The sequence below is a fragment of the Umezawaea sp. genome, from assembly GCF_057122925.1.
The window spans coordinates 117023-130533 of the sequence record NZ_DBNGPQ010000109.1 but is presented as its reverse complement, the minus strand read 5'-3'; the positions used below and the strand labels follow the sequence as shown (position 1 = coordinate 130533).

The 13511-nt window shown below is 71.8% G+C and carries 12 protein-coding genes; 4 read left to right on the top strand and 8 right to left on the bottom strand.

Going from position 1 to position 13511, the window contains the following annotated elements; genetic code table 11:
- Positions 1-226 precede the first annotated feature (226 nt).
- Positions 227-1537, top strand: coding sequence for an MFS transporter (locus AC156L_RS25440; protein WP_330874448.1), 1311 nt, complete (start codon positions 227-229; stop codon positions 1535-1537).
- On the opposite strand, the gene AC156L_RS25435 is transcribed toward AC156L_RS25440, so the two are convergent.
- From AC156L_RS25435 to AC156L_RS25425, 3 genes are all read right to left on the bottom strand, one after another.
- Positions 1483-2256 carry an FMN-dependent NADH-azoreductase gene (locus AC156L_RS25435; RefSeq protein WP_330874447.1) on the bottom strand — a complete coding sequence of 258 codons (774 nt, stop codon included), beginning with the start codon at positions 2254-2256 and terminating at the stop codon, positions 1483-1485. The genes AC156L_RS25440 and AC156L_RS25435 overlap by 55 nt on opposite strands.
- A gap of 97 nt (positions 2257-2353) precedes the next feature.
- Positions 2354-3868, bottom strand: a complete 1515-nt coding sequence (gene qcrB, locus AC156L_RS25430; protein WP_330874446.1) for a cytochrome bc1 complex cytochrome b subunit — start codon at positions 3866-3868, stop codon at positions 2354-2356.
- Between the two features lie 140 nt (positions 3869-4008).
- Positions 4009-6681 carry an FAD-binding and (Fe-S)-binding domain-containing protein gene (locus AC156L_RS25425; protein ID WP_330874445.1) on the bottom strand — a complete coding sequence of 891 codons (2673 nt, stop codon included), beginning with the start codon at positions 6679-6681 and terminating at the stop codon, positions 4009-4011.
- A 91-nt stretch (positions 6682-6772) separates the two neighbouring features.
- Here AC156L_RS25425 and fabG point away from each other — a divergent pair, with 91 nt between their 5' ends.
- The 3 genes from fabG to AC156L_RS25410 all read left to right on the top strand — a co-directional run bounded on the left by fabG (position 6773) and on the right by AC156L_RS25410 (position 9388).
- Complete coding sequence (gene fabG / locus AC156L_RS25420; RefSeq protein WP_330874444.1) at positions 6773-7477, top strand: 3-oxoacyl-[acyl-carrier-protein] reductase; 705 nt, start codon at positions 6773-6775, stop codon at positions 7475-7477.
- Between the two features lie 35 nt (positions 7478-7512).
- Positions 7513-8280 (top strand): enoyl-ACP reductase FabI, encoded by a 768-nt coding sequence (gene fabI / locus AC156L_RS25415; protein WP_330874443.1) that lies wholly within the window; start codon positions 7513-7515, stop codon positions 8278-8280.
- 82 nt (positions 8281-8362) lie between these two features.
- Positions 8363-9388, top strand: coding sequence for a ferrochelatase (locus AC156L_RS25410; RefSeq protein ID WP_330874442.1), 1026 nt, complete (start codon positions 8363-8365; stop codon positions 9386-9388).
- Here the strand turns inward: AC156L_RS25410 and AC156L_RS25405 are convergent.
- The 5 genes from AC156L_RS25405 to AC156L_RS25385 form a co-directional block, all read right to left on the bottom strand.
- Positions 9385-10317: a 5'-nucleotidase gene (locus AC156L_RS25405; protein ID WP_330874441.1), complete on the bottom strand. Its 933-nt coding sequence runs from the start codon at positions 10315-10317 to the stop codon at positions 9385-9387. The genes AC156L_RS25410 and AC156L_RS25405 overlap by 4 nt on opposite strands.
- Before the next feature lie 72 nt (positions 10318-10389).
- The gene (locus AC156L_RS25400; protein WP_330874440.1) at positions 10390-10794 is read right to left on the bottom strand and encodes a hypothetical protein; all 405 of its coding nucleotides are present in this window, start codon (positions 10792-10794) and stop codon (positions 10390-10392) included.
- Positions 10791-12161 (bottom strand): HAMP domain-containing sensor histidine kinase, encoded by a 1371-nt coding sequence (locus AC156L_RS25395; RefSeq protein ID WP_330874439.1) that lies wholly within the window; start codon positions 12159-12161, stop codon positions 10791-10793. The genes AC156L_RS25400 and AC156L_RS25395 overlap by 4 nt, the downstream gene beginning before the upstream one ends.
- Positions 12158-12841, bottom strand: coding sequence for a response regulator transcription factor (locus AC156L_RS25390; RefSeq protein ID WP_330874438.1), 684 nt, complete (start codon positions 12839-12841; stop codon positions 12158-12160). Before AC156L_RS25390 ends, AC156L_RS25395 begins: the two co-directional genes overlap by 4 nt.
- A gap of 4 nt (positions 12842-12845) precedes the next feature.
- Positions 12846-13511, bottom strand: a complete 666-nt coding sequence (locus AC156L_RS25385; protein ID WP_330874437.1) for a phosphatase PAP2 family protein — start codon at positions 13509-13511, stop codon at positions 12846-12848.

Below are 13511 nucleotides of genomic sequence, written 5' to 3'. Positions count from 1 at the left end.
GGCGTCGGGGTGGTTCCGACCAGCGCAAATCGGCGTGTTGACGGCCTGGGGACGGCCTGGGGATGATCATACAGTCTGGGTGGGTGGTAAAACGCCTGGTAGAAGGCATTTGATCATGGTTCTCCCGGCCCCATCGTCCTAAGGGAGTGCAAAGAAGTGCCGGTGCGCCTTGTCGTGAGGTTGTGGTGGACCCGATGGTGTGGGCGATCACACCAGGAGGACGACTATGGCGGTCGAGGTCGGGCAGGGGCGGGAGACGGGTGCTGCTGAGCGCCGCGTTGTCGCCAACGTGCTGAGGGGGTCCATCGGGAACCTCATCGAGTGGTACGACTGGTACGCGTACACCGCGTTCAGCATCTACTTCGCCGCGGCGTTCTTCCCGAAGGGTGATCAGACCGCGCAGCTGTTGAACACGGCCGCCGTGTTCGCGGTCGGGTTCCTGATGCGGCCGCTCGGCGGGTGGCTGCTGGGGCGCTACGCGGACCGGCACGGGCGGCGGGCGGCGTTGACGCTGTCCGTGACGCTGATGGCGCTGGGGTCGTTGATGATCGCGTTGACGCCGTCGTTCGCGACGATCGGGGTCGCCGCGCCGATCCTGCTCGTGACGGCCCGGCTGCTCCAGGGGCTGTCGGTGGGCGGGGAGTACTCGACGTCGGCGACCTACCTGTCCGAGGTGGCGTCGAAGGGGAAGCGCGGGTTCTACTCGAGCTTCCAGTACGTGACGCTGACCGCCGGGCAGCTGTTGGCGCTGGGCGTGCAGATCGTGCTCCAGCAGGTGCTGACGCGCGAGGAGATGCTGTCGTGGGGGTGGCGGATCGCGTTCGTCATCGGCGCGACCGGTGCGATCGTGGTGATGTTCCTGCGGCGCGGCATGGACGAGTCGGAGAGCTTCCAGCGGGAGGGCCGGACGTCGGACTCGCGGGGGTCGCTGCGGGCGCTGCTCCAGTACCCCAAGGAGTGCCTGCTGGTCGTCGGCCTGACGCTCGGCGGCACGGTCGCGTTCTACACGTACACGACGTACCTCCAGAAGTTCATGATCAACACCAGTGGCATCGACGCGGCCACGGTGAGCTGGATCAACTTCCTGGCGCTGCTGGTGTTCGTGGTCATCCAGCCGCTGGCGGGCGGGTTGTCCGACCGGATCGGGCGGAGGCCGCTGCTGCTCGCGTTCGGCGTGCTGGGCGCGCTCGGCACGGTGCCGCTGCTGACGACGCTGGCGTCCACGACGGAGGCCGTGCCCGCGTTCCTGCTGATGCTGGCGGGACTGGTGGTCGTGACCGGCTACACGTCGATCAACGCGATCGTGAAGGCCGAGCTGTTCCCGACGCGGATCCGGGCGCTCGGCGTCGGGCTGCCGTACGCGCTCACGGTGGCGATCTTCGGCGGCACGGCGGAGTACGTGGCGCTCGGGCTGAAGTCGGCCGGGCACGAGTCGTGGTTCTACTGGTACGTCTCGGGGTGCGTGCTGGTCTCGCTGCTCGTCTACGGCTCGATGCGGGAGACGTCGAAGGAGTCCACGCTGGAGACGAAGGCCTGACTGCCCGCCAGCTCCACGACGGCGGCGCGTGCCGCGGCCAGCGATTCCGTGCCCAGGGCCTGGAACCGCGACGGCCGCGGCACGTCCGGCGCGCGGGTCATCTCGACGTGCACGAAGCGCAGGTTGGCCTCGGGCACGCCGAGGTCGCCGAAGTAGGCGCGCAGGTACGGTTCCACGAAGTCCGCGCCGGAGCGGTGGCGGCCACCCGTCGCCGTGACCACGACGACCTCGGTGCGGCGCAGCAGGCTGTCCTCGGTGGCCGCGTCGGTGAACACGCCGGGCACGGTCACCCGGTCGATCCACGCCTTCAGCGCCGCCGGGACGGTCAGGTTGTGCACCGGCACGCCGAGCAGCACGGTGTCCGCCGCCAGCAGTTCGGCCACCAGCGGCCGGGTCAGCGCCCACTCGTGCTCCTCGGCCGCGGAGGCGAGGAGCTTGCCGACCGCGCGGACGGCGACGGGGCCGCGGTTCTCCAGCCGCCCGCGCAGCGCGCTGTAGGCCGGGCCCGGCAGCGGCACCGGGTGCTCGGCCACGTCGCGGTACCGGTGGCCCGCGTCGCCGTGCCGCTCGCGCCAGGTGTCGGCGTACAACGAGGTCAGGTGCTTGCTGATCGACGGGTCGGAGTTGCTGGAATCGAGGTGCAGCAAGGACTTCACCGGTTCGGCCGCGATGGGCGGCACGGAGCGGAGGTGGTTCCGGCGGGAGGGGTTCGAGATCATCGGAACCATGCTCGCAGAGCGCTCGCGCGCACCTCCCACCGTCACGGGAAGTGCACCTGATCGTGTGCCCGCGTCGGCCTGGCAAGTCCACAGAGGACTAGTGCTTGAGCGCCCGCACCTCCTCCGCCGGGTCGGGGGAGTAGAACGAGCCGGGCGCGGGTGACCCGGCGGAGCCGAGCTTGTTCATCTTCTTCGGCACGGCCGCGCCCTGGTAGGTCAGCGGGTGGTCGGCGAGCGGCTGGTGCACCTCGATGAACTCCCCGTGCGGCAGGCGTTTCACGATCCCGGTCTCGACGCCGTGCTCCAGCACCGCGCGGTCGGAGTGCTGGAGCCCCAGGCACAGCCGGTAGGTGACGAAGTACGCGAGCGGCGGCAGCAGCAGGAGCCCGAGCCTGCCCGCCCACACCGTGGCGTTGAGCGAGACGTCGAACGCGTGCGCGATCACGTCGTTGGCCGCGGACAGCAGCGCCACGAGGAAGTACGCGAGCGCCATCGCCCCCAGCGCGGTGCGCACCGGCACGTCGCGCGGCCGTTGCAGCAGGTTGTGGTGCGCCCGGTCGCCGCTGAGCCTGCGCTCGACCCACGGGTACGCCGCCGCGAGTCCGGTGAGCAGCGGGAGTCCCGCGACGAACGGGAAGAACGCGGCGGGGACCGTGTGGTCGCCCAGGTACAGCTCCCACGCGGGCCACAGCCGCAGCAGACCGTCGGTCCACGCCATGTACCAGTCCGGCACCGTGCCCGCGGAGATCTGGCCCGCGTTGAACGGCCCGAAGTTCCACACCGGGTTGATCTGGAAGACGCCGCCCATCACCGCGCAGACGGCGACGACCACCGCGAGGAACACGCCGCTCTTGACCAGGAACACCGGCATGATCCGCACGCCGACGACGTTGGTCTCCTTGCGGCCTGCACCGGGGAACTGCGTGTGCTTCTGGTACCAGACCAGCGCCAGGTGCACCGCGACCAGCCCGAGCATGATCGCCGGGATCAGCAGCACGTGCAGCGTGTACAGCCGGGGCAGCACCTCCGTGCCGGGGAACTCGCCGCCGAACAGCGCCCAGTGCAGCCAGGTGCCGACGACCGGGACCGACAGCAGCAGCGACGCCGTGATCCGCAGACCCGCGCCGGACAGCAGGTCGTCGGGCAGCGAGTAGCCGAACAGGCCCTCGACGCAGCCGAGCAGGAACAGCACGATGCCGATGACCCAGTTCAGCTCGCGCGGGCGGCGGAACGCGCCGGTGAAGAAGATCCGCAGCATGTGCACGACGATCGCCGCCATGAACAGCAGCGCCGCCCAGTGGTGCACCTGGCGGGCGAACAGGCCGCCGCGCACCTCGAACGAGAGGTCCAGCGTCGACTCGAACGCGCGGGACATCTCCAGGCCCCTCAGGTTCGTGAACGAGCCGTCGTAGACGACCTCCTCCATCGACGGGTCGAAGAACAGCGCCAGGTACGTCCCGGACAGCAGCAGGACGACGAAGCTGTACAGCGCGATCTCCCCGAGCAGGAACGACCAGTGCGCCGGGAAGACCTTGTTCAGCTGTCCGCGCAGACCGCCCGCCGCGTGGTAGCGCTGGTCGACGGCTGTCGCGGCCGTGCCGAGCGAACTCATGACCCGTACCCCCCGTCCGGACCGCCGTCGTGCCGGGAGCGGACGCCCCCCGGCGTCGGTCCGCTCCTCCAGTGTGCCTCGGTTCCCCCGTCCAGGACCATGACGTGAAGACGACACCGGGGCACGAGGTGTGACACCGGTCAGGGGCGCAACCCCAGGGACCGCGCCACGACGGTGGCCGAGTGCACCGGTTCCGCGTCGGTCCCCTCGCGCACCTGGGTGCGGCAGCTGAACCCGTCGGCGACGACCGCGGTGCCCGGCCCGGCCGCCCGGACGGCGGGGAACAGGCCCTGCTCGCCGACGGCCATCGACACCTCGTGGTGGCCGCGCTCGAAGCCGAAGTTGCCCGCCAGGCCGCAGCACCCGGTGTCGAGCACCTCGGCGGCCAGGCCGGACTTCGCCAGCAGCTCCCGGTCGGCGTCGAAGCCCAGTTCGGCGTACTGGTGGCAGTGCGTCTGCACGATCGCCCTCCCGTCGCCCGCGACCCGGTCCAGCGCGGGGGCCACGTGCTCGGCGAACGTCCGCGTCGCGGTGGCCAGCGCGACCACGTCCGGGTCGTCGCCCGCGAGCTCCAGCGCGTCGCCGCGCAGGAACGCGGTGCAGCTCGGTTCCAGCCCCACCACCGGAACCCCGGCCCCGGTGGCCCCCCGCAGGATCCGGGCGGTCCGGCGCAGCACCCGGCGGGCGGTGCCGAGCTGGCCGGTCGACATCCACGTCAGCCCGCAGCAGACGGAGCGGTCGGGGATCTCCACGCGCTGCCCGAGGTGGGTCAGCACGGCCGCCGCGTCGTGCCCGATCGACGGCTCGAAGTGGTTGGTGAACGTGTCGGTGAACAGCAGCGCCCTCGGGCCGTCCACCGCCGACCGCGTGAACGTCGCCCGGAACGACCGCTCCGCCACGACGGGCATCCGCCGCTCCGGCGCCAGACCCGCGAGCCGGGGGAACCGCGAGGTCAACCGGTTCACCAGCCCGAGCCGCAGCCACAGCGGCAGCCAGCCCATCGAGTAGTGCGCCGCGGGCCGCACCCGCCCCCGGTAGTGCTGGTGCAGGAACTCCGCCTTGTAGGTCGCCACGTCCACGTCCACCGGGCAGTCGCGCTTGCACCCCTTGCAGCCCAGGCACAGGTCGAGCGCGTCGCGGACCTCCTCCGACCGCCAGCCGCCCCGCACGACCTCGCCGTTCAGCATCTCGAACAGCAGCCGCGCGCGGCCCCGCGTCGAGTGCCGCTCCTCGCGGGTCACCCGGTAGCTGGGGCACATCACGCCGCCGCTCGCGTTCAGGCACTTGCCGACGCCGACGCACCGCCGGGTCGCGGCGGCCAGGTCGCCGCCGTCGGCGTGCAGCGCGAGCGTCGTGCGGGTCGGGATGCGGGCGGGCGCCACGAGCACCCGCAGGTCGGCGTCGAGCGGCGCCGGGTCGACGATCCGGCCGGGGTTCATCAGGTTGTCCGGGTCGAACGCGGCCTTGAACCGGCCGAACGCCACCAGCGCCGCGGGCGGGTACATCCTCGGCAGCAGCTCCGAGCGGGCCTGCCCGTCGCCGTGCTCGCCGGAGATCGAGCCGCCGTGCGCGACCACGAGGTCGGCCGCGTCCTGGAGGAACGACCGGTAGCCCGACGCGAAGTCGAAGTCGATCCGCACGTGCACGCAGCCCTCGCCGTAGTGCCCGTAGGTCAGGCCGCGCCGCCCGTGCCCCGCCAGCAGCGCGTCGAACTCGCGCAGGTACTTCCCGAGCCGCTCCGGCGGCACGGCGGCGTCCTCCCAGCCCGACCACGCCTCGGTGCCGTCGGCCATCCTGGTCGCCAGGCCCGCGCCGTCCTCGCGGATCCGCCACAGCAGCCGCTGCCGCGCCGGAGAGGTCACCACGACGGAACCCGGGGCGACCGACGCGACGCGCCGCGCGGTCTCCTCGTCGCGGCACTCGACGAACAGCCAGCTCGCGCCGGGCGGCAGCAGCGCGAGCGCGGGGGCGTCCGGGGTGCGCTGCCGCACGACGGCGACCATGCCCGCGTCGATGCCCTCCAGAGCCAGCACGTCGTACTCGCGCAGCGCCACCACGTTGTCGGCGGCGTCGTAGGTGTTCGCGAACCCCAGCACGGCCAGCACCCGGTGCTCCGGCGCCTCGACCAGCCGCACGGTCGCGCCCAGCAGCGTCACGCAGGTGCCCTCGGTGCCCACCAGCGCCCGCGTCAGGTCCGGCAGGGCGTCCAGCGCGTACCCCGACACCCGGCGGCCGAGCGGGGGGAACCACGCCGGGTCGACGTCCGGGAGGGCGAGCGCGGGCGGCGTCCGGGTGTCGAACCGGGTGCCGTCGGGCAGCAGCACGTCGAGCGCCTCGACGTTCTCGCCGGTCTTGCCCCACGCGACCGAGTGCGCGCCGCACGCGTTGTTGCCGATCATCCCGCCGAGCGTGCACCGCGAGTGCGTCGACGGGTCCGGCCCGAACAGCAGCCCGTGCGGCGCCGCGGCGGCGTTCAGCCGGTCGAGCACCGCGCCCGGCTGGACGACCGCGAGCCGCCGGTCCGGGTCGACCTCCACGATCCGGTCCAGGTACCGGGCGAAGTCGAGCACCAGGCCCGACCCCGCCGCGTTGCCCGCGATGCTCGTGCCCGCGCCCCGGTTGGTGATCGGCACGCCGTGCTCGACCGCCAGCGCCACGGCCGCCAGCACGTCGTCGACCGTTCTCGGCCGCACCACGACCGCCGGGACGTGCCGGAAGTTCGAGGCGTCGGTCGAGTACAGGGCACGGGAGGACGAGTCGGTCAGCACGTCGCCGGAGACCTCGGCGCGCAGCCGATCGGAGAATTCGCTCACCCGGACGATTGTGATCCGGGTCCGCCGATGCCGGGGTACTCGGGGGTAACGGATAGCCTCGCGCCCATCAACCAGCAGCGATGGGAGAACCGTGTCGAGGTCCGTTCTGGTCACCGGGGGCAACAGGGGAATCGGGTTGGCGATCGCCCGGGCGTTCGCCGCGCAGGGTGACAAGGTCGCCGTGACACACCGCGGCTCCGGTGTCCCCGAAGGCCTGTTCGGCGTCAAGTGCGACGTGACGAACGGCGACGAGGTCGACGCCGCGCTGGCCGAGGTCGAGGCGCACCAGGGACCGGTCGAGGTGCTGGTGGCGAACGCGGGCATCACCGAGGACACGCTGCTGCTGCGCATGTCCGACGACCAGTTCACCCGCGTGCTCGACGCCAACCTGACCGGTGCGTTCCGGGTCGTGCAGCGCGCGTCCAAGGGGATGCTGCGCAACCGCTACGGCCGGATCGTGCTCATCTCCTCCGTCGTGGGCCTCTACGGCGGTCCCGGCCAGGTCAACTACGCCGCCAGCAAGGCGGGCCTCGTCGGCATGGCCCGGTCGATCGCCCGTGAGCTCGGGTCGCGCAACATCACCGCGAACGTGGTGGCGCCCGGCTTCGTGACGACCGACATGACCGACAAGCTCACCGACGACCGCAAGAAGCAGATCCTCGGCCAGGTGCCCGCCAACCGGTTCGCCTCCGTCGAGGAGGTCGCCGCCACCGTGGCGTTCCTCGCCTCGGACGCCGCGGGCTACATCACCGGCGCGGTCATCCCGGTCGACGGCGGCCTCGGCATGGGCCACTGAGCCGTGTCTCTCGAACTGATCAACGGAGGAAGCAAGTGACGGGACTGCTCGAAGGCAAGCGGCTGCTGATCACCGGGGTGATCACCGACGCGTCGATCGCCTTCCACGTCGCCAAGGTCGCGCAGGAGCAGGGCGCGCGGGTGGTGCTCACGGGGTTCGGCCGCATGAGCCTGGTCGAGCGCATCGCGAAGCGGCTGCCGAACCCGGCGCCGGTCGTGGAGCTGGACGTCCAGAACCAGGAGCACCTCGACACGCTGGCCGATCGGGTGCGCGAGCACGTGGACGGCCTCGACGGCCTCGTGCACGCCGTCGGCTACGCCCCGCCGAGCTGCCTGGGCGCTCCGTTCATGGACGCGCCGTGGGAGGACGTGGCCACGGCGATGCACGTGTCCGCGTACTCGTACAAGGCGCTGGCCGCCGCCGCGCTGCCGCTGCTGTCCCGCGGCAGCTCGATCGTCGGCCTCGACTTCGACGCCCGCCAGGTGTGGCCCGCCTACAACTGGATGGGCCCGGCCAAGGCCGCGTTCGAGTCGATCAACCGGTACCTCGCGCGCGACCTCGGTGAGCACGGCGTGCGGGTCAACCTCGTGTCCGCCGGTCCGGTGCGCACGATGGCCGCCAAGTCGATCCCCGGCTTCGCCGACCTGGAAACCATGTGGTCGGAGAAGGCCCCGCTCGGCTGGAACGTCGACGACCCGACGCCCGTCGCGCAGTCCGTGTGCGGCCTGCTGTCCGACTGGTTCCCCGCGACGACCGGCTCGATGGTGTTCGTCGACGGCGGCGTGCACTTCCTGGGCCTCTAGCCGTCCCCCGACCGGGTCGACGTGATCATCAGCACGTCGACCCGGTCGTGCGCGTTCCCTTGACCGGGTCCAGGATGTAGCGGTGAGTTACGACGCGCTGCTCTGGTTGTCGTTCGGAGGCCCGGAAGGACCAGCGGACGTCCGTCCATTCCTGGAGAACGTCACCAGGGGGCGTGGCGTACCACCCGAACGGCTGGACGAAGTCGAGGTGCACTACCAGCACTTCGGCGGAGTGTCACCGATCAACGCCCTGAACCGCGCCGCCATCGACGCCGTCCGCGCCACCGGGCTGGACCTGCCGGTCTACTTCGGCAACCGCAACTGGCACCCGATGGTCGAGGACACCCTCGCCGAGATGGAGCGCGACGGCGTGCGGCGCGCGCTCGTGTTCCCCACCAGCGCCTACGGCGGCTACTCCGCCTGCCGCCAGTACGACGAGGACATCCTGCGGGCCCGTGCGGCCGTGCCGAACGCCCCCGAACTGGTGAAGCTGCGCCAGTTCTTCGACCACCCGCTGTTCATCGCCGCGTTCGCCGACGCGGTCCGCACGGCCGCCCTCGCACTGCCCGCCGACCACCGGTTGGTGTTCACCGCGCACTCCGTGCCGGTCTCGGCCGACCGGGCCGCCGGACCGCCGGCCGAGGGCGGGCACCGCTACTCCCGCCAGGTCGCCGAGGCCTCCCGCCTCGTGGCGTCGGCCGTGGGCCGCGAGGAGTACGACGTCGTGTGGCAGTCCCGCTCCGGCCCGCCGCACATCCCGTGGCTGGAGCCGGACGTCGTCGACCACGTCGAGGCGCTGCACGAGGAGGGCGTGAGCGGCGTCCTGCTGTGCCCCATCGGGTTCGTCAGCGACCACCTGGAGGTCGTGTGGGACCTCGACACCGAGGCCCGCGAGCGGGCCGGTGAACTCGGCATGGCCTTCGCCCGCGCGGCGACGCCGAACGCCGACCCCCGGTTCGCCGAGCTGGTGGTGGAGCTGGTCCGCGAGCACACCGACGGCGTCGCGCCGCGCAAGCTGTCCGACTTCACCGCGGCCGGGTGCACGGTCAACGGCGCCCCCTGCGCACCGCTGTGCTGCGAGCCCGCGAAGCGGCCGGCGAAGCACTAGGAGGGTGGCTTGGCCTCGTTGATGACACCGAACGGCACGTGGACGCACGGAATGCTGGCGGACTTGAGGTTGCGTTTCTGATCGTCGAAGTAGATGTGAGGCCGCAGAGCGCACAACACCTTGTTCTTCTCGATCCCGCCGAGGAAGAACGCGTCGTTCACCCGGAGCCCCCACCGTTTCAGGCTCTCGACGGCCCGCTCGTGCGAGGGTGCGTTCCGAGCTGTGACAACGGAGACCCTGACCCTGGTCTTGTACTTCCGGTTGACGACCCGCTCTTCTTCTTCCCTGTCCTGGATCCTGGTGATGCCCGCCAGGAGGTCCCTCAACGGGCCGGAATTGTGCGTTGTGGTGAGGTTCGCGGTTTCGTGCCGATGGAATTCGTCGAGTCCGCCGCTCTGCATCACCCGCTCCGATTCGTCGTCCGCGAGGACGCTGTCGAAGTCGAACGCGATGCGTAGGTCGGTTTCATCGTCGTCGACGTAGGTCGACTTGAGTACGCGGCCACTGGGCAGGTTGTCGGCTACCGCACGTCGAACGTCCCGCTGGTTCGCGGACAGGAACAGAGACATGTTCAGCGCGCGCATGAACCCGTAGGGCGACCGACCCTGCTGGAAGATGGCGCGCGTGATCGGCAGTTGGTGGTGCTTGATGGAACGCATCACCCGAAGACCCGTGTCCGGGCTGTTCTTGGAGAGCACGATGACCTCGACCAGTGGATCATCCTGGGGTGAGAGGTCGTTGAGAGACAGGAGTCTCTTGATGAACGGGAACGCAACCCCCGGCGCCAGCGGAACATTAAGTCGCTGCTCCTGGTATGTGCGGTAGACCGCCACGCCTTTCCTCCTGAACACCCTGTCTGATTTGGTCAGGTCGAACAGTGCGCTGGACGCGATGCCGATGACCAGCCTCTTCTCGAGTTCATAGGCCATGGCTACCTCGCTTTCCGCTGAACTCGGCCCGACCTCGTTCCTATCTCATTTCGACGTGCGGTGGAATAGTTATCACCCAACCGGGCACGCGAGCGGGCCGCGGCTCTGCCCGCCGCCGACCAGGGTGACGGAGCCCGCGGCCGTGGTGCAGACGATCTGGTCGACGGCGTTGGCGGACAACGAGGTCACGTCGACCGAGACGGTCACGGTCGAGCCCGCGGCGTCGAGGACGGCACCCGCGGGCACCTCGGTCGCGTAGCCCTGCTCGCGTTCCGCGGTCGTCGGGCCGACGGCCAGCTGGGCGAGCGCGGAGGCGGACCCTGGGCGCGGCACGGGGGCGACCCGGCCGCCGGACACGAAGTACACGGAGATCACGGCCGCCGCGGTCGGGGCCGGGCCGCCGACGATGACCCCGCTGGGACGCACGCCGCAGCCCGCCACGAGCAGCACGGCCGCGAGGGCGGCGGCGCGCTTCACCGGTCACCTCGCGGGTCGGGCAGGCGGAGGGTGAACACCGCGCCGCCGCCGGGGTGGTTCTCGGCGACCAGGGTGCCGCCGTGCAGGAGGGCGTTCTCGCGGGCGATGGCGAGACCCAGGCCGCTGCCCGTGGAGCGCGCCCTGGACGAGTCGGCCTTGTAGAAGCGGTCGAACACGTGGGGCAGCACGCCAGGGGACAGGCCGGGGCCGCGGTCCGCCACGGTGATGACGACCCAGCCCGGCTCGACGTCGAGCGCCACGGACACGGGCGCGCCGCCGTGCCGCACCGCGTTGCCCACCAGGTTCGCCAGCACCACGTCCAGCCTGCGCGGGTCGACCCGCGCGACCACGTCCGGGGGCAGGGTCGTCTCGACCGCGTCCAGCCACCCCCTGGTGCGCAGCGAGGCGCGGACCACCGCCGCCACGTCCACGTCGTCCAGCACCAGCGCGGCGGCCCCCGAGTCGAACCTGCTGATCTCCATCAGGTCGTTCACCAGCCTCGTCAGGTTGTGCGTCTCCTGGCTCACCAGCCGGGCGGCCTGCGCGGCGTCCGCGGGCAGCACCTCGGCCTCCTCCTCCAGCACGTCGGCGACCGCGGTCATGGCCGACAGCGGGGTGCGGAGTTCGTGCGACACGTCGGCGACGAACCGGCGCGCGTCGGCCTCCATCCGCCGCAGCTCGTCGACGCGCTGGTCCAGCGCGTCGGCCGTGTGGTTGAACGTGACGGCCAGACCCGCCAGCTCGTCCGAGCCGCGAACGTCCAAACGGGACTTCAGGTCGCCCGAACCCATCCGCCGCGCGGCGTCCCCGAGTTCGCGCACCGGCCGCAGCACGCTCCACGCGGCCAGCAGGGCCAGCAGCAGCGCGAACACCAGCGCGCCGCCGCCGAACACCCACGCCCTGGTGGACAGCTCGGCGATGCTCGCCGCCGCGGGCGCCAGGGTGCGCAGCGAGTAGACCTCCAGCACGGACGACCCGAACGCCACGCCGGTCCCGCTCACGAGCTGGGTCTCGCCGCCGACGGAGACGCGCTGCCACGCGGTGTACCCGCCGCGCACGGTCTCCCGCAGCTCGGGCGTGACCACCGACAGGGGCAGGCCCCCCGCGCTCAGGTCGTCGTACACGGCCACGGCGGTGTCGTCGCGGTCCGACAGCTCGTCCGCGATCCGGTGCAGCCGTTCCGGCGTGGGCGGCAGCAGCCCGAACCGCGCGACCCCGTCGGTCAGCGCCAGCACGGCCGCGTCCTGCGCCTGCTGGAGGATGACGGTCCTGGCCTTGAGGTACATGCCGCCCGCGACCGCCAGGGCGGTGATCACCCCGACGAGCGCGAACGCCACCACCAGCCGCGCGCGCAGACCGATCGTCACAGCGGCCCGAACCGGTACCCGAAGCCGCGCACGGTCTGCACGTACACCGGGGCCGCGGAGTCGTCCTCGATCTTCGCCCGCAGCCGCTGCACGCACGCGTCCACGAGCCGCGAGTCGCCGAGGTACCCGTGCTCCCACACCGATTCCAGCAGCTGCTGACGGCTGAGCACCCGCCCCGGAGTGCCGGACAGCTCCAGCAGCAGCCGCAGCTCGGTGGGCGCGAGCGACACCCGTTCCCCGTCCTTGGCCACGACGAGCCCCACCCGGTCGACGGTCAGCGCACCGTGCCGCTCCACGGCCGGGTCGGCCCTCGGCTCCGCGGCGGTCCGCCGCAGCACGGCCCGGATGCGGGCCTCCAGGACCCTGGCCTGCACGGGCTTGACCACGTAGTCGTCGGCCCCGGCCTCCAGACCGGCCACGACGTCGATGTCGTCGTCGCGCGCGGTGAGCATGATGATCGGCAGGTCGCCCGCCGCGCGGATCCGCCTGCACACCTCGAACCCGTCGATCCCCGGCAGCATCAGGTCGAGCACGACCACGTCCGACGGCTCCCGCGACAGCCGCTCCAACCCCTGCTCGCCGGTCTCCGCGGCGTCCACGACGTGGCCCTGCCTGGTCAGCGCCAGCTGGAGCCCGTCGCGCACCGCGCGGTCGTCCTCGATCAACAACACCCGTGACATGAGGTCAACTATCGTCGCGCGCGGCGGAGGGCGCCCGGTCGTCGGCCAGCGCGGCGGCGGCCAGGCAGTGCAGCGCCGAGGCCACGAGCACGCCGCCGACCAGGTCGCTGAGCCGGTGCCAGCCGGTGACCATCGTCGAGGCGCCGACCACCACGACCACGGGCACACCGGGCACGAGGGCCCACCAGCGCACGGCGGGCGGCAGCACCAGCACGAACGCCAGCACCAGGGCCGTGGCCACGGCGACGTGCCCGCTGGGGAAGCTGTTGTGCGCGGACGAGCCCACGACGCCCAGCTCGGGGCGCACGACGACCTCCTTGAGCACCCTGGCCGCCGCCACCGAGCCGAGCACGACGCCCACGGCCGCGACCGACGTCCACGCCCTCCGGCCCAGCAGCACGGCGGCGAGCAGCACCACGCCGAGCACCAGCTCGTCGCCGAAGACCGCCAGCACGGCCTTCGCGGGGCCCAGCAGCGGGGTGTCCTGCTGGTAGCTCGCGCCGCGCTCGGACAGGGGCAGCAGCGCGCCGTCGAACGCCTGGCCGCCGGGCGTCCAGACGAACACCAGGCACGTCAGACCCAGGGCGAACAGGCAGGCGGTGGCGGCGACCAGGAACCGGCCGCCGTGGCGGTGGCGGGCGACCGCCACGGGGACCACGGGGTTCGTCAT

What these genes read in the sequence shown, in the direction of transcription:
- AC156L_RS25440 (WP_330874448.1), top strand. Translation starts at nt 227, where the DNA reads ATGGCGGTCGAGGTCGGGCAGGGGCGGGAGACGGGTGCTGCTGAGCGC.
- AC156L_RS25390 (WP_330874438.1), bottom strand. Translation starts at nt 12,841, where the DNA reads ATGTCACGGGTGTTGTTGATCGAGGACGACCGCGCGGTGCGCGACGGG.
- AC156L_RS25405 (WP_330874441.1), bottom strand. Translation starts at nt 10,317, where the DNA reads ATGGCCTATGAACTCGAGAAGAGGCTGGTCATCGGCATCGCGTCCAGC.
- AC156L_RS25435 (WP_330874447.1), bottom strand. Translation starts at nt 2,256, where the DNA reads ATGATCTCGAACCCCTCCCGCCGGAACCACCTCCGCTCCGTGCCGCCC.
- AC156L_RS25385 (WP_330874437.1), bottom strand. Translation starts at nt 13,511, where the DNA reads ATGACGAACCCCGTGGTCCCCGTGGCGGTCGCCCGCCACCGCCACGGC.
- qcrB (WP_330874446.1), bottom strand. Translation starts at nt 3,868, where the DNA reads ATGAGTTCGCTCGGCACGGCCGCGACAGCCGTCGACCAGCGCTACCAC.